The following is a 20,165-nucleotide window of genomic DNA, read 5'->3' as shown; positions in this document are numbered from 1 at the left end:
GCAGCGGTTGGGTGCGGGCTCCTCACGAGGGGCCCGCACCCAACTGTCTGACACTCCGTCAACTCACGGGTTCACGGTGATGGCGAAGGTCGACGTGGTGTTCTGGATGTTGACGTCGTTGTCGTTCTCCACCAGGTGGTTGAACGTCACCGATCCGACCGCCGGCCCCTGGCCGGGCTCGGGCAGCGGGTTGGCCCAGATGCCGTAGCCGGACTTCCCGGTGCCGTAGGCGTCGTTGTCGGCGTGGGCGCCGGTGATCGTGGTGTCGGTGAAGACGGTGTCGGTCACCGGGTTGAGCGCGCTGCCTCCCGAGTAGTCGGTCTGGAACATGATGCCGCTGTAGGTCGGGTCGGTGATGCCGGCGTCGCTGACCCGGATGCCCTGGAACGGCTGGGTGGCGGAGAACACCCAGATCGCCCCGAAGACCTGGTTGCCCCAGAAGTGGCCGCCGTCCCTGGCCAGGGTGAAGTTGCGGACGGTGGTCTGCGGGCTGGACTCGAAACCCTCGAAGGCGAAGCCGAAGTTGAGCGAGGAGAGGGTCAGGCCCGAGTAGCACAGGGTGTCGGAGACGGTGAAGTTCTGCACCGTGTTCCCGCCACCGCCGTAGACGGCGACGCCGGCCGCCCGCCAGGGGGTCATCGCGGTGACGTTCTGGATGGTGTTGTTCTCCTCCTTGGCGCCCGGGTTCTGGTCCTGGGCGGCGAACAGCGCGAAGCTGTCGTCACCGGTGGAGCGGGCCTCGTCGTTGGAGATCAGGTTGCCCTGGCTGCCGTTGGTCAGGTTGATGCCGTCGGCCATGGTGTCGCGGATCCGCAGGTTGGTGAAGGTGGAGTTCTGCACGTTGGAGGCGCCCCAGATGCCGACCACGTTGTGCTCGATCCACACGTTGTCGATGGTGATGTTCGACTGGTTGCGCAGGTCCCAGGTGTGGCCGGGGCCGTCCTGGCGGGTGTTGTAGTTGCCGAACCAGGCGAAGCCGGTGAAGGTCGAGCCGCTCGCGCCGGACTGCAGGTCCCAGCCGGTGTCGGTGTCGGTCTGGTTCTGTGGGGCGGTGAACTGGCTGTACCAGACGCCGGCGCCGACCACCTTGACCGGCTTGCCGTAGACCGACAGCCGTCCCGTCACCGCGTACTGGCCGGCCGGCAGGTAGACGCCGGTCAGGGTGCCGGTGGTGTCCATCCGCACCTTGTCGAGGGCGTTCTGCACGTCCTGCTGGGTGAAGCCGCCGGGCACCACCAGGTGGGCCGGGTCCGGGTTGGCGACCTGGGTGGCCTGCTCCAGGTTCATGAAGTCGATCGCGTACTGGGAGGTGTTGGCGGCGTCCTTCTTCAGGGTGAAGACGGTGCCGGTCGGGAAGGACTGGCCGAGCAGGAAGCTGGACTCGTCGTAGATGTGCCGGGGCGAGCCGGCGCTCGGGCTCTTGCCGGGGCTGGTCTCCGAGCCGTACAGCCAGGCGTAGTGCGAGGAGAGGTTCAGCGGCTGCACCAACTGGCCGTTGGCGTAGAGGTCGAGGGTGGCGTTGATGCCGCCGCCGCCCGGCGCGTCGGGGATCGAGTAACGCAGCACGAAGGTGTTGGTGGACTCGCGGGAGGTCCAGCTGACCGAGTCGCCGGTGTTGTCCAGCGTGACGGCGGTGCGCTGGGTGGCCTCGCCGGCCAGGTCGCCGATGGTGCGGTTGGGGCCGACCACGGCGGCGGCTCCGCCGAGTTGGCCGTCGGTGGACTTGTAGGAGTCGTAGGGCATGTTGGCGCCCTGGCCGACGAAGACCGGGGTGTCGCTGGTCAGGTGCGGCTGCTTGACGGGCAGTTCGTTCGGGTCGGCGGCGAGCACCAGGTGGCCGGTGTACTTGCCGTTGGCGGCCGTCCAGGAGCCGAGGGCGACCGGGGCGGCGGTGGCGCCGGCGGCGATGGTGCCGTTGACCGCGCCGGTCAGGGTGGTGACGGTGTTCCCGGCGGGGTCGAGCAGGGTGAGCGTGATGCCGTGGCTGCCGGCGGTGGTGGCGATGGTGCCCTGGTTCTTCACCGTGGCGGTGAAGTTGACGGTGTTTCCGGCGGCCGGGGTGGCGGGCGTCCAGTTGAGCGTGCCGACCAGGTCGGCGGACTGGACGGGGGCGACCACCAGGTCGGTCGGGTTGGTGTAGCTCTGGTCGCCGGTGAGGTTGAAGTTCTGCTTGGACTCGTCGACCTTGGTGGTGAGTTGGTAGCTTCCCGCGTTCTGGGTGCCGATCGTGGCCGAGACGCTCTGGGTGGCGCCGGGGGCCAGCGCACCGACGGTGGTGGAGCCGACCTTGGTGCTGCCGAGGTAGAAGTTGACGTCGGTGGCGACCGAGGGGGCGGTGCCGCCGTTCTTCACCATGGCGGAGGCGGTGATCGCGTCGGTCTCCACGGGCGCGGTCGGCGTCCAGGAGCTGCTGGTCACGGTGAGGTCGGGGTTGGGCGCCGGGGTGCCGTAGACCTCGAACTCGCCGACCTGGCCGCCGGGGGCGCCGCTGTTGCTCGTGATGGAGAGCTCGACGTCGGCCACCCGGCCGCTGACCGGGATGGTGACGGTGTTCTGGTTGCCGCTCGGGTCGAAGGAGTAGGACTGGGCGGGGACCAGGGTGGTGAAGGTCGAGGAGCTCTGCTCTCGGCCGAGCACCGCGATCGTCTGGGTGCGGGCCGACCAGGCGGCGGCCGGGTTCAGCTTCACCGCCACCGAGCTGAGGTCGGCGTTGGCGCCCAGGTGCACGGTGAGCTGCGAGGGGTAGCTGGAGCCCTCGAAGTAGGTGGTCGCGTCGCCGTCGTCGGCGTTCGCCGGGGCGTAGGTGTAGGTGTAGGCGGTGCCGTCGATCGGCTTGTGCAGGGCGAGGTTGGTGCTGGTGCCGCCGGAGCCGGTGCGGGTGACGGTGTTGGAGGCGGCGGACTCCAGGCCGGCGGCGTTGCTCGCGGTGACGTCGTAGGAGACGGTGAGCGAGTCGGCGACGGAGTCGGTGTAGCCGAGGGTGCTGCCGCCGACCGTGGCGAGCTTGGCGCCGTTGCGGTAGACGGTGTAGCCGGTGACGCCGACCGCGTCGGAGGCGGCGGACCAGGTCAACGCGACCTGGCCGGAGGAGGGTTGGGTGTAGGCGAGGTTGCTGGGGGCGGTCGGTGCGGTGGCGGAGGAGCCGGTGCGGGTGACGGTGTTGCTGTTGGCCGACTCGTTGCCTGCGGTGTCCTTGGCTCGGACGAAGTAGCTGACGGTGGCGGTGACGGGCGGGTTGTCGGTGTAGCTGGTGGCGCTCGCCGGGACGGAGGTGAGCAGCGCGTTGTTCGCGTAGACGTCGTAGCCGGCCAGGTTCGGGCTGCTGGAGGCGGTCCAGGTCAGGGTGACGGCGCCGCTCGCGCTCTGGGTGTAGCCGAGGTTGCCGGGCGGGTTCGGCGGCTGGACGGCGCCGGTCGGGCCGTAGACCTCGAACTCGCCGATCTGCGCGGCCGGCCAGCCGGTATTGGCGGTGACGTTCAGTCGGACGTAACGGGTGGTGGCCTGGCCGAAGTCGATGGTGACGGTGTTTCCGGTGGCCGGGTCGAAGGTGTAGCCGGCCGAGGGCGCCAGGTCGGTGAAGGTGCTGCCGTCGGTGCTGCCCTGGACGGCGAGGGTCTGGGTGCGGGCGGCCCAGGCGGTGGCGGGCGGGAGCTTGAGCACCACCTGGTCGACGGCGACGGAGGCGCCGAGGTCGACCTGGAGCCACTGCGGGAAGGCGTTGTCGGTGCTCTCCCAGTAGGTGGTGGGGTCGCCGTCGTCGGCATTGGCGGCGACGTAGTTCTGGGTGTGCCCGGAGTCGCTCATGGTCTTGCCGAGCGCGAGGTTGGTGCCCGCCGCGGTGGCGCCGTAGACCTCGAACTCGGCGAGCTGGGCGGCGTTCCAGCCGGTGTTGGCGGTGATGTTCACCCGCACGTAACGGGTGCTGGTGGCGCCGAAGTTGATCGACACGGTGTTGCCGGAGGCCGGGTCGAAGGTGTACGAGGTGGCGGCCACGACGGTGGCGTAGTTCGTGCCGTCGGTGCTGCCCTGGAGCGCGAGCGTCTGGCTGCGGGCGGACCAGGAGCTCGGGAGCTTGAGCACCACCTGGTCGATCGGGGTCGCGGCGCCCAGGTCGAGCTGGGCCCACTGCGGGAAGGCGCCGGTGGCGCCCTCCCAGTAGCTGCTCTGCGAGCCGTCGTTGAGGTTGGCCGCGGTGTACTGGCCGTTGCTGCTGGAGACGGTGGCGGTCTTGCCGAGCGCCAGGTTGGCGGGGGCCGCGGCGGCGGGCGCGACCACGGTGCCGAGCAGCGGCACGCAGAGCGCGAGCACCGCGAGGAGCGCGGCGGCGGCGCGGCGCGGCCGGTTCGGGTGGGCACGGTGCGGTCGGGATCGGCGAGCCCCACCGGGTGACCGCAGCAGTGACAGAAGTGTTCTCATCGTCCCTCGGTTCCTGTGACTCCACGGATGCCGAGGCGAGCCGCCCCTGACCCGGGCTCCCTCGCTGACGGGCTGTCAGAGATCCATCGCCGAACCGGCGTCGTTCTGCTCTGGATTTCCGCAGCTTTGCCGAGAAGTTACAGAGCCCGTTCCGTCCCGTCAATGGGGCGCGCGGACATGACACTGCCCCGCCGCGACCGCGCGGCGGGGCAGTGCTCGGGCCTCCGGGCCTGGCTACAGCGCGGGGCCGGTGGAGCCGCGCACCACCAGCTCCGGCTCGAAGAGCAGCTCCTCCGCGGTCACGTCGCCGCCGTCGATCTGACGGACCAGCAGGGCCACGGCCGCCCGGCCGAGCGCCTCGATCGGCTGCCGGACCGTGGTGAGCGGCGGCTCGGTGCAGTTCATGAACGCGGAGTCGTCGAAGCCCACCACCGAGACCTGCCCGGGTACGGCCAGGTCGGCCCGGCGGGCCGCCCGGATGGCGCCCAGCGCCAGCGGGTCGCTGCCGCAGATGATGCCGGTGACACCGGCCTTGAGCATCCGGGCGGCCGCTGCCCGGCCGCCCTCCAGGGCGAACAGGGCGTGCGCGATCCACTCGGGCTGCGGCTCGCGGCCCAGCCGCCGGTACTGCCGGGCGAAGGCGGCGAGTTTGCGCCGGGAGGGGATGTGGTCGGCCGGGCCGACGATCATGCCGATCCGCTCGTGGCCGAGCGCGGCCAGGTGGCCGAAGGCCTGCTCGACGGCGACCGCGTCGTCGGTGGAGACCTGCGGGAAGCCGAGGTGCTCGACGGCCGCGTTGAGCACCACCACCGGCACGCCGCGCTCGCGCAGCTGCTCGTAGTGCTCGTGCGGGGCGTCGTCCTCGGCGAAGTGGCCGCCGGCGAAGACCACTCCGGAGACCTGCTGCTCCAGCAGCATGGTGACGTAGTCGGCCTCCGAGAGGCCGCCGGCGGTGCGGGTGCAGAGCACCGGCGTGAAGCCGCGCTGGGCCAGCGCGCCACCGACCACCTCGGCGATCGCCGGGAAGATCGGGTTCTGCAGCTCGGGCAGCACCAGGCCGATCAACCGGGCGCGCTCGCCCCGCAGTTGGGTGGGCCGCTCGTAGCCGAGCACGTCCAGCGCGGTGAGCACGGCGTTGCGGGTGCTCTCGGAGACCCCGGGGCGCCCGTTGAGCACCCGGCTCACGGTGGCCTCGCTGACCCCGACCTTCTGCGCGACCTCGGCGAGTCTGCTCTTCATGCCGCAACAGTAGAGCAGAGCCGCGCAAGCCGTTGAAAGAACCGGCGCCCCAGGTCATGCCGCAGCTCCGGGGCAATCGCCCAACACCGTGACACAGTTGAGTCTTTGCGTATTTCTGTCGATGTCTTGCGGCGACGGATCCGGCGGCCTACCTTCTGAGCCACGCCGGATCTCGGCCGCCCTCGCTCCAGAGACTCCAGAGACCATGGGGTAGACCGCATGACATTCCACAGCTCGCGCACCAGCCCGCGAAGAATCGCCACCCTCGCCCTCGCCGCCGGGATGCTCCTCGCCACCGCCGCCTGCAGTTCGTCCAGTTCGGGCAAGGGCTCCGGGGGCGGCGCCGGCGGCGTCGCGGACGGCAGCCCGCTCGACCCGCAGACCGCCGTCACCATCTCGATCGACTGCGCCCCCGGCGCCGACCAGGCCGCGGGGAAGGCCGACTACGCCGACGACCTGGCGGTGTTCAAGGTGAAGTACCCCAACGTCACCATCGACGCCAAGCCCTACGTGGGCCAGTGCGAGGTGCCCGCCCAGCAGACCGCGGAGTACAAGGCGCACGACGAGACCGGCGCCTTCCACGCCTACTTCACCGACCAGGACCAGACCCTCAACTCCGGTGACGCGGCCGACATCAGCGCCTACGTCAACGACCGGACGGTGCCCGGCTACTCCGGCATGCTCGCCAGCGTGAAGCAGAACCTCGGCGCGGACGGCAAGGTCTACGCCCTGCCGATCAACTACTACAGCACCGGCCTGGTCTACAACCGCGACCTGTTCAAGCAGGCCGGCCTCGACCCCGACAAGCCCCCGGTCACCTGGGACCAGGTGCAGGCCGACGCCAAGAAGATCGCCGCGCTCGGCGGCGGCGTCACCGGCTACGAGGACTACAGCGGCGGCAACAACGGCGGCTGGCACTTCACCTCGGAGCTCTACAGCCTCGGCGGCAAGATGGTCAGCGCCGACGGCACCAAGGCCGCCTTCGACTCCCCCCAGGGCAAGCAGGTGCTGCAACGCCTGCACGACATGCGCTTCACCGACCAGAGCATCGGCGCCACCCCGCTCACCCAGTGGGCCGACGCCTTCCCGCCGCTGGCCACCGGCAAGGTCGGCATGTTCATCGGCGCGCCCGACGTGGTCAAGCACCTGATCGAGGTGCTCGGCGCGGACAAGAACGCCTTCGGCCTGGGCCCGATGCCGGGCGCCACCGGCCCGGCCGCCAGCCTCGGCGGCGGCGACCTGTACTACCTGAAGAAGGGTCAGACCCCGAACCAGATCAAGGCCGAGATCGCCTGGATCGACTTCGAGTACCTGACCCCGGACGCCGGCCAGTTCAACTTCGCCCGCTCCGCCACGCTCGCCGCCGGCAGCAAGGACCCGGTCGCCATCTCGGTGCCGCAGCCCTACTTCTGGTCGGCCGGCTCCCCGCAGCTGACCGCGATCACCGACTCGCTGAAGACCAACGGCAACCTGCCGCTGTCCGACTACGACCCGTACGTCAACTCCCCCACCAGCTCGGTCAACGAGCCGCCGGCCGCGCAGCAGCTCTACAAGGTGCTGGACACCGCGATGTCCGCGGTGCTGACCGACCCGAAGGCCGACGTCGACAGCCTGCTCGCCACCGCCGAGTCCCAGGCGAACCAGATCCTGGCCAACCAGTGACCGCCGCGCGGCCGGGCCCGGCGGCCAGCGGCCCGGCCCGCGCCCGGGCGGCCCGGCGCCGCTGGCTGGCCCGGAACCTGCGCGCCCACGGGTTCCTCGCCGGCGCGCTGCTCTGCTTCGTGCTGTTCACCTGGTACCCGATGGTCCGTGAGATCACCATGTCCTTCCAGCGGGTCCACCACGGCGCCACCAGCTGGGTGGGGCTGGCCAACTACCGCCAGATCACCGCCGATCCGGAGTTCTGGTCGGCCTGGCGCAACACCCTGGAGTTCACCGGGCTCGCGCTGGTGCTCGGCTTCGCGCTGCCGTTCCTGGCCGCGATCGTGATCAACGAACTCCGGCACGCCCAGGCCTACCTGCGGATCCTGGTGTACCTGCCGGTGATGCTGCCGCCGGTGGCCGGGATCCTGCTCTTCAAGTACTTCATGGACCCGGGCTACGGGCTGTTCGACCAGGTCCTGCACGCCCTGCACCTGCCGGGCTCGGCCTGGTTGGCGTCCAAGGACACCGCGATGCCCTCGCTGGTGCTGGTCTCCACCTGGAGCAACATGGGCAGCGCCACCCTGGTCTACCTGGCCGCCCTGCAGGGCATCCCCGGCGAGCTCTACGAGGCCGCCGAACTCGACGGCGCCAACCTGCTGCAACGCGTGCGGCACGTGACGGTGCCGCAGACCCGGCTGATCCTCTCGCTCATGCTGGTGCTCCAAGTGGTCGCCACCATGCAGATGTTCACCGAGGCCTTCGTGCTCACCGGCGGCGGCCCCGAGGGCTCCACCACCACCGTGGTCTACCTGCTGTACGACTACGCGTTCAGCTACGACAAGTTCAACACCGCGGCCGCCCTCGGCGTGATCATGCTGGTGGTGCTCGGCTGCTTCTCCGCGCTCTACCTGTGGCTTGAGCGCCGCGGCCGGGAGGACTGAGATGACCACCACCACCCGCACCCTGATCTCCCCGGTCCAGCTGAACCGGCCGCGCGGCCGGCGCGCCTACCGGATCGTGCTCGCCCTGGTGCTGCTCACCGCCACCGCCGTCTTCCTCGGACCGCTGTACTGGATGGCCACCGGCGGGCTCAAGTCCCCGCAGGAGCTGGTGCGCACCCCGCCCACCCTGGTCCCCGCGCACCCGAGTACGCACGCCTTCACCGAGGCCTGGTCGCGCCTGGGCATGGCCCGGCTGCTGCTCAACACCGTGGTCTACGCGGGCGGGGCGCTGCTGCTCCAGCTGGTGTTCTGCGTGGCGGCGGCCTACTCGCTCTCCAAGCTGCGGCCGGTGCTGGGCCGGGCGATCCTCGCCATGATGCTCGCCTCGATGATGGTGCCGGCCGCCGCCCTGGTGATCCCGCAGTACCTGACCGTGCTCGACCTGCCGCTGGTGCACTGGAACCTGCAGGACACCCCGTGGGTGATCTGGCTGCCCACGGTGGCCAACGCCTTCAACGTCTTCCTGCTGAAGCGGTTCTTCGACTCCGTGCCCGACGAGCTGCTGGACGCCGCCGCGCTCGACGGCGCCAGGCCGCTGCGGATCCTCTGGTCGGTGGTGCTGCCGATCTCCCGGCCGGTCCTCGGGGTGGTGTCGATCTTCGCCCTGGTCGCGGTCTGGAAGGACTTCCTCTGGCCGCTGATCACCGTGCCGGGCAACGAGACCCTCAACGTCGGCGTCAACACCGCGGCCACCTCGATGCCGCAGAACACCCTGATCGCCGGCCTGTTCCTCGCCTCGCTGCCGACCCTGGTGCTCTTCCTGGTGCTCCAGCGCACCATCACGGCCGGCCTGACGGCGGGCAGCCTCAAGGGCTGACCGCCGCTCGACGGCCCGTCAGACCCCGCCGTCCCGGCCCAGCCGCCCTGACCGGTGCGGGCCGGGACGGCGGACCGACGCCCACCATCCGCCCACCGTCCGAAGCCGCCATCCCGAGCCACCCGAAAGCAGGTCCGCCGTGTCCGTCCCCGGAGCGCACGAACCCGAGTGGTGGCGCCGCGCCGCCATCTACCAGATCTACCCCCGCAGCTTCGCCGACGGCGACGGCGACGGCGTGGGCGACCTGGCCGGCGTCCTCGCGCACCTGCCGCACCTCGCCGAACTCGGCGTCGACGCCGTCTGGTTCAACCCCTGGTACGCCTCCCCACAGGCCGACGCCGGCTACGACGTGGCTGACTACCGCCGGATCGACCCGCTGTTCGGCACCCTGGCGCAGGCGGAGGAGGTGATCCGGCGGGCCCACGAGCTCGGCATCCGGGTGATCGTGGACGTGGTGCCCAACCACACCTCCGACCAGCACCCCTGGTTCCGGGCCGCGACGGCCGCCGGGCCCGGCTCACCGGAGCGGGAGCGGTTCTGGTTCCGTCCCGGGCGCGGCGCCGGCGGCGAGCTGCCGCCCACCGACTGGCAGGGCTTCTTCGGCGGCCCGGCCTGGACCCGGGTGACCGAGCCGGACGGCCGCCCGGGCCAGTGGTACCTGCACCTGTTCGCGCCCGAGCAGCCCGACTTCAACTGGCAGCACCCCGAGGTGCGGGCGGAGTTCGAGGAGGTGCTGCGGTTCTGGTTCGACCGGGGTGCGGACGGCTTCCGGGTGGACTCGGCCGCGCTGCTGGTCAAGGACCCCGCCCTGCCGGTCGCCGACGACCAGGTCGCCTTCACCGACCGGGAGGAGGTGCACGCGATCTACCGCTCCTGGCGGGCCGTCGCCGACTCCTACCCGGGCGGGCGGGTGCTGATCGGCGAGCTCTGGCTGCCCGACGCCCGGCGGCTGGCCCGCTACCTGCGCCCGGGCGAACTGCACACCGTCTTCAACTTCCCCTACCTGGAGTGCTCCTGGCAGGCGGACGCGCTGCGCACGGTGATCGACGACACGCTGCGGCTGCACGAGGCGGCCGGTGCGCCGGCCACCTGGGTGCTCTCCAACCACGACGTGGACCGGGTGGTCACCCGCTACGGCCGGGCGGACACCTCCTTCGCGATCTACGCCCGCCGGCACGGCCGCCCCGTCGACCTGGCGCTCGGCACCCGGCGGGCCCGCGCGGCGGCGCTGCTCACCCAGGCGTTGCCCGGCTCGGTCTACCTCTACCAGGGCGAGGAACTCGGGCTCTGGGAGGTCGAGTCGATCCCCGACCGGCTGCGCCAGGACCCGATGTGGGAGCGCAAGGGCCGCAACCCCGCCGACCCCGGCCGGGACGGCTGCCGGGTGCCGCTGCCCTGGTCCGGCGACAGCCCGCCGTTCGGCTTCGGCCCGCCCGGCGCCGACCGCCCCTGGCTGCCGCAGCCCGACGGCTGGAAGGAGCTCACCGTCGAGGCCCAGCGGGCCGACCCGGGCTCGGTGCTCGCGCTCTACCGGGCCGCCCTGCGGCTGCGCCGGCAGCTGCCGGACGCCCCGCTGGCCTGGCTCGACTCCCCCGCCGGGGTGCTCGCCTTCCGCCGCGGCGACTCCTTCGCGTGCGTGGTCAACCTCTCCGGGCACCCCGTCGCCCCGCCGCTCGACGGCACGCCGCTGCTGGCCAGCGGGCCGCTCGACGGGGAGCACCTACCTCCGGACACCGCCCTGTGGCTGCGCACCTGAGCGGACCACGCCGGGGAGCCCGCTGTCCGGGGGAACTTCCGGCCCCGGCGCCCGCGCCCGGGCCGGGACGGTCCCGGGTGCGACCTAGCCTGGCCGGACTGCCCAGGAGCGTGTGAGGACGGCTGATGGCTCAGCAGGTGCCGGTGAACGACCGTCAGGAACCGGCCGCGGTGCCGTCGGCCGCGCCGCCGAGCGGGCGGGTGACGGCGCTGCGGCTGGGGATCGCGGTGCTGATGGCGCTGCCGGCGGTGGTGCTGCGGCTGACCGGGACGCATCCGGCGCCGGTGCCGGCCATGGTGCTGTTCGGGCTCGGCGTGCTGGCGGCCGCGCTGCTGCTGATGTGGGCGGCCGAGACCGCGCGGGCCGACATCGCGGGGCCGCTGGCGCTGGCGCTGCTGGCCTTCATCGCGGTGCTGCCCGAGTACGCCGTGGACCTGTACTTCGCGTACGCGGCCGGCAGCCGGCCCGAGTACACGGCCTACGCGGCGGCCAACATGACCGGCGCCAACCGGCTGCTGGTCGGCGTCGGCTGGCCGCTGGTCATGCTGGCCAGCTACCTGGCGGCCCGGCGCCGCAAGGTGCGGCCCGGCATCGCGCTGCGCGAGCACCGGCGGATCGACACCGCCTTCCTCGGGGTGGCGGCGCTGCTGGCCTTCGAGATGCCGATCAGCCGGCGGATCGCCTGGCCGCTGGCCGTGCTGCTGATCGGCTGGTACGCCTACTACCTGTTCCGGATCAGCCGGTGCAGCGAGGACGACGAGGAGGAGCTGGTCGGCGTCCCGGCCCGCCTCGCCGCGCTGCCGGCCCGGCGCCGGCAGGTCACCACGGTGGTGGTCTTCGTGCTGGCCGCCGCCGTGGTCTTCGCCTGCGCCGAGCCGTTCGCCACCTCGCTGGTGGACGCGGGCTCCTCGCTCGGCATCGACCGCTTCCTGCTGGTGCAGTGGCTCGCGCCGCTCGCCTCGGAGGCGCCGGAGCTGATCGTCGCCGTGGTCTTCGCCTGGCGGCTGCGCGGCGACGACGGGCTCGGGGCGCTGCTCTCCAGCAAGGTCAACCAGTGGACGCTGCTGATCGGCTCGCTGCCGCTGGCCTACCTGGCGGGCGGTGGCGGCGGCCCGCTGCCGCTGGCGCCCCGTCAGGTGGACGAGGTGCTGCTGACGGCCGCGCAGACCGTGCTCGCCGTGGTGCTGCTGCTCGACCTGCGCTTCCTGCCGTGGAAGGCCGGCCTGCTGCTGGTGCTCTTCGCCGTGCAGTTCGCGCTGCCGGACCAGCACGCCCGGGTGCTGTTGAGCTGGGTGTACCTGGGCCTGGCCGCGGTCCTGCTGGCCGGGCGGCTGCGCGAGCTGCGGCCGACCGCCCGGGCGCTGCTGGGCCGGATCGCGGGCGATCCGCACTGACAGACCGTCAGGCCGTCGGCCCGGCGCCCGCGCGGCCCGGGGTTCACCACCGGTACCAGTGCCCGCGGCCCCGGGCCCGGCCCACCGGGCGGACGATGAAGCCGATCAGCCAGCCGACGAACACGAAGAACGCCACCCACCACAGGGCCTTCACCAGGAACCCGAGGCCGAAGAGCACGGCGGCGAGGAGCAGGACCAACAGGACTGCGGCCATGGATCTGTCATCTCCCTCATCGAACGGCGCTGGCGTCGCCTCACGGTCACGCTACTGTCCGAAATGTCGGATTCCATGCATCCCGTCCCGGGCAGGCAGTCGCGGTCAGCGCAGCTCGACCGCCGGCAGCTCGGCCAACTCCGCCTTGCTCAGCCGGACGTTGACCTGGCCGCCGCGCCACTCGGTCTCCCGCAGCGGTATCGCCACCGTCTTGCGGCCCCAGAGGTGGCCCTCCTGCAGCAGCACGTGCGTCACGCCGTGGTCGCGCGGGTCGACCACCAGGCCCTGCACCCGGCCGACCGCGCCGTCCATGGCCTCGACCCGGTCGCCGTGCCGGATCTGCACCTCGCCGGCCGGGATCCGCTCGCGCACCTCCAGCGCCGGCGAACCGTCCGGCAGCAGCAGGCTGGGGGTCAGCCCGGCGCCGCCCGCCCCGAGCCCGTAGTAGGGCAGCAGCAGCGTCTCCTCCGGGGCGTAGCCGGCCAGTCCGGCGCCGGCGGGGAGGTAGTACGTCTCCTCGGCGGGGTCCAGCCGCTCCACCGCCGCCCGGGTGCAGCGCAGCCGCAGGCCGTCGCCGACTTCGACCGGCTCGACCAGGTCGACCGGCACCAGCCGGCCCGCCACCACCAGGTGGGTGGCGCGGCCCGCCACGGGATCGATCACCACCCGGTCGAGCGGCTCGCACTCGCCGTCCGCGCAGTGCACCTGGTCGCCGATCCGGTAGGGCACGGGTGTGTTCATCGCAACCTCCATGGTCTCGGGGGACCTTGCGCCGGCTCGTCTGCCCCGGACCGCGCGGCGCACACCAGGCTGGCGATGATCGGACAATCCCGAGAATAGTGCGATTAAGGCGCGGAATCCGGGACAGACGAGGGAGCGGCCAGCGACCCCGAAACGGAGAGGTGATCCCCGTGGTGCACGTTTCCCGCCTGCCCGGTGCCTACGACCACAACTGGAGCTGGCAGCTGCGCGGCTCCTGCCGCGAAGGCGCCGCCGGGCTCTTCTTCCACCCCTCCGGCGAGCGCGGCGCCGCCCACGACGAGCGCGACGAGGCGGCGAAGGCCGTCTGCGCCGGCTGCCCCGTGCGCACGGAGTGCCGGCGCTACGCCTTGGCCGCCCGCGAGCCGTACGGGGTCTGGGGCGGCCTCACAGAGGACGAGCGCCACCGGCTGCTCAGCCGCGGCCTGCACCGGCAGGCCGCCCTCGCGTGAGCGGGCTCCCGCTCCCCCGCCGGTCAGTAGCCGCTCAGCAGGGTCCGCACCCGGCGCAGTTCCTCCGGTCCGACGGTGCTGTGCCAGCGCCCCGGGTCCGCCGGGCGCCGGCCCCACAGCAGCAGCACGCGCACCGCCGCGTCGCTCTCGATGGTGGCCGGGCCCTCGGGCGCGGCGAGGCCGATGGTGGCGCCGTCGGCATCGGCGGTCACCACCACGTCGTCGGTTCCCGGAGTGCGCAGGCGGGCCTCGACCCGCCCCTCCGGACCGAGGTCGAGCCCGGCCGAGCCGCGGACCAGCAGCGGCCGGCCGACCAGGTGCACGCTGTGGCCGGTCATCCACGGCGCGGCGAGCGCCTCACGGGCCGTCCGGTCGTCGCCGGTCAGGTCCCAGCGGTGCAGGATCAGCTCCTCGCGCAGGTGCTCGGCGAAGAACGGCACGTTGACGGTCCGTCCGGTCCACTGCACCGGCGTGTCCGGGGGCAGGTCGCTCTCGGCGGCCGCGGCGACCTCGGCCAGTTCCTCGCAGTTGGCGGTGAACGCGGCCCACAGCTGCGGGTCGGACATCCGCCGGTACGGCTCCTCGCGGTCGAAGCCGCGGGTCGCGACCGGCGCGCCGGCGTGGAAGGCCCGCAGGACGCGGGCCAGCTCCTCGGCGTTGCCGGCCTGGTGGGCCAGCACGTCACGGACGGTCCAGGCCTCGCACCAGGTTCCGTCGTCGGGCCGCCGCTCCTGGACGGCGTGCAGGAAGGGGACGAGTTCCGGAAGGATTTCGGCGACTTTCGCGGGGATCATGCGCGATCGGTATCCCGGTGGGCATGCGCACCAAACCACCGGGCACCCGACCGTGCGACGGAGCACGGACGCTGCGGGGCGCGTCGGGTTCGGCGCCCGCCCCGGGCGCACAACGGATCGGAGAGTCGCGATGGGCCGGGTCAACCGGGATCTGCGGACAATGGGCGATCAGTTCCCGATCGCCCACGAGGCGTTGCCGGAGGCTGCTTTCGCACACGTCCGCCGGGTGGTGGCCGCCCGCGCGGCCGACGCCGAGGACTGCCGCCGCCTGCTGGACTCGCTCGGCCTGCTGGATGCCGGCGGGCCCGGGCCGGGGTGACCCCCGTTACCCGGGAGCGGTCCTGACGGGTGGTCAGTAGCCGTTGGCACCGCTCGCGCTGCTGCTCGCCGTGGGCGTGCCGGCGGTTGAAGGCGAGGTCGTGTTCGAGGGCGAGGTGGCGTTCGAGGGCGAGCCGGTGTTCGAGGGCGAGGTGCTCGCCCCGCCGACCTGGATGTGGGTGTCCATGCCGAGCGCCTTGTGCCCGTCGATCGGGCACCACAGCTCGTAGCTGCCCGCCTGGAGCGTGACGGTGAACTGCGCCTTGGAGCCCGGGGGGATGCTGCTGGTCTGGACCGTGGACACGCCCGGGCCGGAGATGGCCAGCGCGTGCGTCACCGACCCGGTGTTGTCGCCCACGAAGGTGTAGGAGCCGGGCGCGAACTGGCTCTGCGAGAGGGCGAGCGAGAACTCCTTCTCGGTCACCGTCACGGTGGTGCCCGCCGCCGTGCTGCTGCTCGGCCCCGAAGTGGTCGCGGGCGCAGTGGTCGCGGGCGTGCTGCTCGCGGTGCCGGACGACTTGCTGCTGGAGCACGCCGTGAGCAGCGGGGCGGCCGGCAGGGCGAGCGCCAGCAGCAGGGCGGGTACGACGGTGCGGGAACGGCGCTCGGCGGCCATGGTCATCGCCTCCTCTTCGGCACGAGACTGGCGCACCCGGCGCCGATCGCGGCCGCGACACTCCCCCGTACCCCGGCCGTCCACCCGATCGGCCAGGGGCGGCCGGCGCTCAGCGCGTGCCGAGGCGTACGTCGGAACGCGGGTCGAAGCGCTGGTCGAGGCGCTGGTCGAGGCGCTGGTCGAGGCGCTGCCCGAGTTCCGCGCGGAAGAGCTCGCCGTAGGCGGCCGCGACGTCGTACAGGTCGATCGCGGCCGGGAGCTCCGGCTCCCGCTCCCGCTCGACCAGGAAGCCGGCGGTCTCCGCCACGATCCGCTCCTCGGCGGCGTCGGCGACGGCCAGTTGGGCCACCGTGGTCTCGGTGGCCTGGAACCTGGTGACCACCGACTCGCCGCCGATCAGGAAGCGCACGAGGTACTCGTGATCACCCAGCGGTACGACCTGGATGTCGCCGTTCATGAACGCTCCTCCCGGGTCGGCTGCGGGCGCCGGAGTCCGTGTCCGGGGCCGTCTCCCGAGTCGATTGTGCGCCCACCACCCGCCGGAAGGCCCCGCGCGCACGCCCGGGCGTGGCGCCGACCGGCGGGCGGTGCCCCACGTCCGACCGGCGCCACGGGAGAACCGTCGATGCCGTAGAACTGTCGGATGCCGTCGAACGCCCTGCACCGCCGCTACCTGGCCGCCCGCGCCGCCGAGCCCGACTACCCGGAGGTCGGCGCCACCGCCTCGGCCGCGCTGCCGCCCGGCTACTCCTGGCTGCGCCGCCGGATCCACCTCGGCCACGGGCCCGAGGTGCTGGAGCGCGCCGGTGGCTTCGTGCTGCGCTGGGGCACCCAACTGGGCTCGGGCTTCGCGCTCTACCCGCCGCCCGCGCCCGCCACCGCCGGTGCCACCGTGCTGCTGCGGATCGGGCTGCCCGGGCTACGGCTGCCCCGGCTGGTGATCCCGTGCCGGGTGGTGTGGACGGTCGAGCGGCCCGACCGGATCGGCTTCGCCTACGGCACGCTGCCCGGGCACCCGGAGCGCGGGGAGGAGTCCTTCGTGGTGAGCATGGACGCGGCCGGCGAGGTGTGGTTCGAGGTGACCGCCTTCTCCCGGCTCGCGGCCTGGTACTCCCGGCTCGGCCGCCCCGTGGCGGCGCTGCTCCAGCACCTGGCGATCGCGCGGTACCTGCGGGTGGTGGCGCGGGCGTTCGGGGCGGGGTGACGGCCTGCTGACGGTGCGTCGGCGTCGCTCAGGCGCGGGCGAGCTCGGCCTCGGCGCGCTCGGTGATCAGGGTCAGCACCCGGCCGGCGACGGCGAGGTCCTCGGCCGGGATGTCGGCGTACAGCCGGGCGGCGATGCCGGCGCTGGCCGCGCTGATCCGCTCGTGCAGGTCCCGTCCGGCCTCGGTGAGCCGCAGCGCGCCGGCGTCGGCCCGGCCCTGGTCGAGCAACTGAGCGGCCGTCAGCCGCTCGATGACGGCGCGCACGGCCGGCTCCTCGGCCTGCAGCGTCGCGCCGACCTCGGCGGCCAGTGCGGCGCGGTCGGCGGACCCGCCGGCGCCGGCGACGGTGCGCAGCACCACGCTCTGCGCGAAGTCGGTGCCGAGGTCGGCCAGCGTGCCGTCGAGCAGGGTGCGCGGGCCGCGGAAGGCCAGGGCGATGACGCGGGCGTTCAGGGTGGGGGCGGTGGTGGTCATGACGGCTCCTCGTTGTCCGTGGGCGGTTCAAGGGGTGCGTCGAGCAGGGTCGCCAGGTCCTCGGCGAACTGCCGGGTGCGGGGGCTCTGCTGGCCCCCGAGCGGCGCCAGCAGTCGGTCCAGCAGGCCCTGGACCACGGTGATCGCCCGGCCGGTGACCTCGCGGCCCTGCTCGGTGAGCGACAGCTGCATGGCGCGCGGGTCGCCCGGGTCCCGGGTGCGGGCGACCAGGCCGGCGCCCTCCAGCGCGCGGGCGAGCTTGGAGACGTAGAGCGGCTCCAGGCCCGTGGTGTCGGCGAGTTGCCGCTGGCTGGGCCGCTGCCCGGAGCGCCCCATGCCGTACAGCGCGCCCAGCAGCGCGTACTGCGCGTGGGTCAGGCCGAGCGGCGCGACCGCCCGGTCCACGGCCACCCGCCACTTCATCGACAGGCGCCAGACCAGGAAGCCCGCGGTCGCGCCCTCTGCCGTCGTCATGCTGCTGTCCTCATGAGAAATACAGTACATGGCTACTATGTCCATGGCTAGCATCTTCCGACGGACCGGTCGAGCACCAGCTCGCGCACCGTTCCGCGCAGCCAGCGGTGCGCCGGGTCGGCGCCGTGGCGGGGGTGCCAGGCCATGGCGAAGGGCAGCGGCGGCAGCGCCAGTGGCACGGGGAAGGCGACCAGCCCGAGCGCCTCGGCCATCGGCAGGCCCTGGGTCGGCGCCAGGCCCACCAGGTCGGTGTCGCGCAGCACGAAGAACGAGGAGGCCAGCGAGCCGACCGTGGCGCTCACCGTGCGGCTGAGCCCGAGCTCGTGCAGCGCCTGGTCGACCGGCCCGCTCATCCGGCCCCGGCGGGAGACCACCAGGTGCTCGGCGGCGGCGAACCGCTCGGGCGTGACGGTGCGCCGCAGCAGCGGGTGGCCCTGGCGCGCCACGCCGACCATCCGCTCGTCGAAGAGGTGCTCCACCTGGATCTCGGGCTGCCGGCTGTCGATCACGCCCACCTCCAGGTCGGCCACCCCCTCCCGCAGCACCGGCTCGTCGAGGTGGCTCTCGGTCAGGAACCGCAGCCGCACTCCGGGGGCCTGGTCGCGGACCCGGGCGAGCAGCGCCGGGCCGAACGCCGCGGGCAGGCCGTCGAAGGCGATCACCGTGAAGGTCCGCACGACCGTGGCGAGGTCGACCTGACCGGCCGTCAGGAAGAGCGCGCGGGCGCGCTCCACCACGTCGCGCACCTCGGCGTGGATCTCCAGGGCGCGCGGGGTGGGCACCATGGTCCGCCCGGCGCGGACCAGCACCGGATCGCCGAGCGCCTTGCGGATCCGGCCCAGCGTGCGGCTCATCGCGGGCTCGGACAGGTGCAGCCGCAGCGCCGCGCCGCGCACGCCGGACTCCTCGATCAGCACGTCGAGGGCGAGCAGCAGATTGAGATCCAGACTGGATTGCGTCACGCGCAATGTCTCCCTGCACAAGATGCACTGGTCGTCAGGTCACGGCCACCCTACGGTGAATCCGATCCCGCTTCGACCAGCTCCGAGGAGAGCCGTGTCCCGTGCTGCCCTGGCGCCCGCCGCCACTGCCGACGCCACCACCACCGCCCCACCGGGCCTGTCCCGCACCGTGCTCCTGCTGCTCTGCACCTGCGTCGGCCTGGCCCAGAGCATGGTCGCCGCGGTCAACCTGCTGATCGCCGACCTAGCCGCCTCCGCCCTCCACCCGACGCAGGGTCAGCTGCTCTGGGCGGTCGACGCCTACGTGATCGTCTTCGCCGGCCTGCTGATCCCGGCCGGCGCGTTCGGCGACCGGTTCGGCCGCAAGGGCGCCCTGCTGGCCGGACTCGGCGTCCTGGCGCTGGGCGCCGCGGTGAGCGGGGCCGCGCCGACCATGGCGCTGGTGATCGCCGGGCGGGCGCTCTGCGGCGTCGGTGCCGCGCTGATCATGCCGGCCACCATGGCGCTGGTGGTGCAGCTGGCCGGACCGGCCGGGCGGGCCGCGGCCCTGGCCGCCTGGACCCTGGCGCTCGGCCTCGGCGGCCTGGCAGGCAACCTGGTCGGCGGTGTGCTGGCCCAACTGGTCTCCTGGCGCTCGCTGTTCGCCCTGGTCACGGTGCTCGCGGCGGTGCTGGCCGGGCTCGGCGCGGCCCACCTGCCGAGGACCGCCCGCAACCGCGCCGCGGTGCTGGACCCGCTCGGCTCCGCGCTGCTCACGGTGGCGGTGCTGGCCCTGGTGGACGGCATCATCGAGGGCCCGCACCGGGGTTGGGGCAGCGCGCCGGTGCTGGGCGCCTTCGGGTTCGGGGCGCTGCTCGCCCTCGGCTTCGTCGGGTACGCGCTGCGCGCCGCGCGGCCGCTCTTCGACCCCCGGCTGTTCCGCTCGCCGCGGCTGCGGGCCGGGGTGCTGGGCACGGGGCTCAGCTTCTTCGGGCTGTTCGCGCTGTTCTACGTCAACGCCCAGTACCTGCAGTACGCCAAGGGCTACTCGCCGGCGCTCACCGGCCTGGCCGTCGTCCCGGTCACCGTCGGCATGATCCTGGTCCCCCGGCTCGCCGCCCGGCTGCTGCCGCGCACCGGCCCCGCGCCGCTGGCCGTCGGCGGGCTGGCCGTGCTCGGCACGGGCCTGCTGCTGGTCTCCACCTGCGACGCGCACACCGCCTACCCGCTCTACGCCGCCTGGCTGGTGCTGCTCTCGCTCGGCACCGGCCTGTGCATGCCCACCCTCACCATCACGGTGGTGGCCGAACTCCCGGTCCAGCAGGCCGGGCTGGGCTCCGGGCTGAACACCGCCGCCCGGGAGATCGGCGCCGCCCTCGGCGTGGCGCTGGCCGGCTCGGTGCTGGCCACCCGCTCCACGGGGATCCCCCGCACCCCGCTCGCGGTCGCCCGGTTCACCGAGGGCATGGGGCTGGGCCTGCGGGTGGTGGCGCTCGCCCTGTTGGCGGGCACGGCGCTGGTGGCGCTGGGGTACCGCAAGCGGGCCTGAAGCACCCCCGTGTGCGTCCAACTCCGCTGGTCCAGCGCGGCGTTACCGACACATGACCGATCGGTGAGCGCCGCCCGGCAGGGTGCTGCACGAGCGGTCCGGC

The 20,165-nt window shown here is 73.0% G+C and carries 19 protein-coding genes; 9 read left to right on the top strand and 10 right to left on the bottom strand.

Going from position 1 to position 20,165, the window contains the following annotated elements:
* Positions 1 to 63 precede the first annotated feature (63 nt).
* Positions 64 to 4,416, bottom strand: a complete 4,353-nt coding sequence (locus tag FHX73_RS41275) for a discoidin domain-containing protein (protein ID WP_145911213.1) — start codon at positions 4,414 to 4,416, stop codon at positions 64 to 66.
* A 234-nt stretch (positions 4,417 to 4,650) separates the two neighbouring features.
* Positions 4,651 to 5,655, bottom strand: a complete 1,005-nt coding sequence (locus tag FHX73_RS41270) for a LacI family DNA-binding transcriptional regulator (protein ID WP_145911212.1) — start codon at positions 5,653 to 5,655, stop codon at positions 4,651 to 4,653.
* 219 nt (positions 5,656 to 5,874) lie between these two features.
* On the opposite strand from FHX73_RS41270, the gene FHX73_RS41265 reads away from it, so the two are divergent.
* The 5 genes from FHX73_RS41265 to FHX73_RS41245 all read left to right on the top strand — a co-directional run bounded on the left by FHX73_RS41265 (position 5,875) and on the right by FHX73_RS41245 (position 12,267).
* Positions 5,875 to 7,317: an extracellular solute-binding protein gene (locus FHX73_RS41265; RefSeq protein ID WP_145911211.1), complete on the top strand. Its 1,443-nt coding sequence runs from the start codon at positions 5,875 to 5,877 to the stop codon at positions 7,315 to 7,317.
* Positions 7,314 to 8,240, top strand: a complete 927-nt coding sequence (locus FHX73_RS41260) for a carbohydrate ABC transporter permease (RefSeq protein ID WP_145911210.1) — start codon at positions 7,314 to 7,316, stop codon at positions 8,238 to 8,240. Before FHX73_RS41265 ends, FHX73_RS41260 begins: the two co-directional genes overlap by 4 nt.
* A 1-nt stretch (position 8,241) precedes the next feature.
* Entirely contained in the window at positions 8,242 to 9,117 is an 876-nt protein-coding gene (locus FHX73_RS41255; protein ID WP_145911209.1) for a carbohydrate ABC transporter permease, read from the top strand.
* A gap of 139 nt (positions 9,118 to 9,256) precedes the next feature.
* Complete coding sequence (locus tag FHX73_RS41250; RefSeq protein WP_145911208.1) at positions 9,257 to 10,873, top strand: glycoside hydrolase family 13 protein; 1,617 nt, start codon at positions 9,257 to 9,259, stop codon at positions 10,871 to 10,873.
* A 125-nt stretch (positions 10,874 to 10,998) separates the two neighbouring features.
* Positions 10,999 to 12,267 (top strand): sodium:proton exchanger, encoded by a 1,269-nt coding sequence (locus tag FHX73_RS41245; protein WP_145911207.1) that lies wholly within the window; start codon positions 10,999 to 11,001, stop codon positions 12,265 to 12,267.
* A gap of 43 nt (positions 12,268 to 12,310) precedes the next feature.
* Here FHX73_RS41245 and FHX73_RS41240 read toward each other — a convergent pair whose 3' ends face one another.
* The gene (locus FHX73_RS41240) at positions 12,311 to 12,481 is read right to left on the bottom strand and encodes a hydrophobic protein (RefSeq protein ID WP_145911206.1); all 171 of its coding nucleotides are present in this window, start codon (positions 12,479 to 12,481) and stop codon (positions 12,311 to 12,313) included.
* Positions 12,482 to 12,586: 105 nt separating this feature from the next.
* Positions 12,587 to 13,222, bottom strand: a complete 636-nt coding sequence (locus FHX73_RS41235; RefSeq protein ID WP_145911205.1) for a hypothetical protein — start codon at positions 13,220 to 13,222, stop codon at positions 12,587 to 12,589.
* 170 nt (positions 13,223 to 13,392) lie between these two features.
* Between FHX73_RS41235 and FHX73_RS41230 the strand changes: the two genes are divergently transcribed.
* Positions 13,393 to 13,692 (top strand): WhiB family transcriptional regulator, encoded by a 300-nt coding sequence (locus tag FHX73_RS41230; RefSeq protein WP_145911204.1) that lies wholly within the window; start codon positions 13,393 to 13,395, stop codon positions 13,690 to 13,692.
* A 23-nt stretch (positions 13,693 to 13,715) separates the two neighbouring features.
* Here FHX73_RS41230 and FHX73_RS41225 read toward each other — a convergent pair whose 3' ends face one another.
* Positions 13,716 to 14,486: a maleylpyruvate isomerase N-terminal domain-containing protein gene (locus FHX73_RS41225; protein ID WP_145911203.1), complete on the bottom strand. Its 771-nt coding sequence runs from the start codon at positions 14,484 to 14,486 to the stop codon at positions 13,716 to 13,718.
* 160 nt (positions 14,487 to 14,646) lie between these two features.
* Here FHX73_RS41225 and FHX73_RS45335 point away from each other — a divergent pair, with 160 nt between their 5' ends.
* Entirely contained in the window at positions 14,647 to 14,805 is a 159-nt protein-coding gene (locus tag FHX73_RS45335) for a hypothetical protein (protein ID WP_170305316.1), read from the top strand.
* 33 nt (positions 14,806 to 14,838) lie between these two features.
* Here the strand turns inward: FHX73_RS45335 and FHX73_RS41220 are convergent, their stop codons facing one another.
* Together FHX73_RS41220 and FHX73_RS41215 are read right to left on the bottom strand one after the other, a co-directional pair.
* Entirely contained in the window at positions 14,839 to 15,420 is a 582-nt protein-coding gene (locus tag FHX73_RS41220; protein WP_170305315.1) for a cupredoxin domain-containing protein, read from the bottom strand.
* Positions 15,421 to 15,529: 109 nt separating this feature from the next.
* A complete protein-coding gene (locus tag FHX73_RS41215; protein ID WP_145911201.1) occupies positions 15,530 to 15,877 on the bottom strand; it encodes a hypothetical protein in 348 nt (115 codons plus the stop codon).
* A gap of 186 nt (positions 15,878 to 16,063) precedes the next feature.
* On the opposite strand from FHX73_RS41215, the gene FHX73_RS41210 reads away from it, so the two are divergent.
* Positions 16,064 to 16,624: a DUF1990 domain-containing protein gene (locus FHX73_RS41210; protein WP_145911200.1), complete on the top strand. Its 561-nt coding sequence runs from the start codon at positions 16,064 to 16,066 to the stop codon at positions 16,622 to 16,624.
* A gap of 28 nt (positions 16,625 to 16,652) precedes the next feature.
* Here FHX73_RS41210 and FHX73_RS41205 read toward each other — a convergent pair whose 3' ends face one another.
* From FHX73_RS41205 to FHX73_RS41195, 3 genes are read right to left on the bottom strand one after another with little or no spacing between them, the layout of a single operon-like run.
* Positions 16,653 to 17,099: a winged helix DNA-binding protein gene (locus FHX73_RS41205; protein WP_145911199.1), complete on the bottom strand. Its 447-nt coding sequence runs from the start codon at positions 17,097 to 17,099 to the stop codon at positions 16,653 to 16,655.
* Positions 17,096 to 17,572: a MarR family winged helix-turn-helix transcriptional regulator gene (locus tag FHX73_RS41200; RefSeq protein ID WP_145911198.1), complete on the bottom strand. Its 477-nt coding sequence runs from the start codon at positions 17,570 to 17,572 to the stop codon at positions 17,096 to 17,098. Before FHX73_RS41200 ends, FHX73_RS41205 begins: the two co-directional genes overlap by 4 nt.
* A 47-nt stretch (positions 17,573 to 17,619) precedes the next feature.
* A complete protein-coding gene (locus FHX73_RS41195) occupies positions 17,620 to 18,540 on the bottom strand; it encodes a LysR family transcriptional regulator (RefSeq protein ID WP_145911197.1) in 921 nt (306 codons plus the stop codon).
* 88 nt (positions 18,541 to 18,628) lie between these two features.
* On the opposite strand from FHX73_RS41195, the gene FHX73_RS41190 reads away from it, so the two are divergent.
* Positions 18,629 to 20,062, top strand: coding sequence for an MFS transporter (locus FHX73_RS41190; protein WP_246214198.1), 1,434 nt, complete (start codon positions 18,629 to 18,631; stop codon positions 20,060 to 20,062).
* Positions 20,063 to 20,165: the final 103 nt, after the last annotated feature.

The organism is Kitasatospora viridis (assembly GCF_007829815.1).
Classification (GTDB): domain Bacteria; phylum Actinomycetota; class Actinomycetes; order Streptomycetales; family Streptomycetaceae; genus Kitasatospora; species Kitasatospora viridis.
Note: the sequence above shows the minus strand (reverse complement) of the source record. Positions and strands in the feature narration are given on the sequence as shown.

What these genes read in the sequence shown, in the direction of transcription:
- FHX73_RS41205 (WP_145911199.1), bottom strand. Translation starts at nt 17,099, where the DNA reads ATGACCACCACCGCCCCCACCCTGAACGCCCGCGTCATCGCCCTGGCC.
- FHX73_RS41225 (WP_145911203.1), bottom strand. Translation starts at nt 14,486, where the DNA reads ATGATCCCCGCGAAAGTCGCCGAAATCCTTCCGGAACTCGTCCCCTTC.
- FHX73_RS41215 (WP_145911201.1), bottom strand. Translation starts at nt 15,877, where the DNA reads ATGAACGGCGACATCCAGGTCGTACCGCTGGGTGATCACGAGTACCTC.
- FHX73_RS41245 (WP_145911207.1), top strand. Translation starts at nt 10,999, where the DNA reads ATGGCTCAGCAGGTGCCGGTGAACGACCGTCAGGAACCGGCCGCGGTG.
- FHX73_RS41270 (WP_145911212.1), bottom strand. Translation starts at nt 5,655, where the DNA reads ATGAAGAGCAGACTCGCCGAGGTCGCGCAGAAGGTCGGGGTCAGCGAG.
- FHX73_RS41200 (WP_145911198.1), bottom strand. Translation starts at nt 17,572, where the DNA reads ATGACGACGGCAGAGGGCGCGACCGCGGGCTTCCTGGTCTGGCGCCTG.
- FHX73_RS41265 (WP_145911211.1), top strand. Translation starts at nt 5,875, where the DNA reads ATGACATTCCACAGCTCGCGCACCAGCCCGCGAAGAATCGCCACCCTC.
- FHX73_RS45335 (WP_170305316.1), top strand. Translation starts at nt 14,647, where the DNA reads ATGGGCGATCAGTTCCCGATCGCCCACGAGGCGTTGCCGGAGGCTGCT.
- FHX73_RS41220 (WP_170305315.1), bottom strand. Translation starts at nt 15,420, where the DNA reads ATGGCCGCCGAGCGCCGTTCCCGCACCGTCGTACCCGCCCTGCTGCTG.
- FHX73_RS41275 (WP_145911213.1), bottom strand. Translation starts at nt 4,416, where the DNA reads ATGAGAACACTTCTGTCACTGCTGCGGTCACCCGGTGGGGCTCGCCGA.
- FHX73_RS41255 (WP_145911209.1), top strand. Translation starts at nt 8,242, where the DNA reads ATGACCACCACCACCCGCACCCTGATCTCCCCGGTCCAGCTGAACCGG.
- FHX73_RS41210 (WP_145911200.1), top strand. Translation starts at nt 16,064, where the DNA reads ATGCCGTCGAACGCCCTGCACCGCCGCTACCTGGCCGCCCGCGCCGCC.
- FHX73_RS41240 (WP_145911206.1), bottom strand. Translation starts at nt 12,481, where the DNA reads ATGGCCGCAGTCCTGTTGGTCCTGCTCCTCGCCGCCGTGCTCTTCGGC.
- FHX73_RS41235 (WP_145911205.1), bottom strand. Translation starts at nt 13,222, where the DNA reads ATGAACACACCCGTGCCCTACCGGATCGGCGACCAGGTGCACTGCGCG.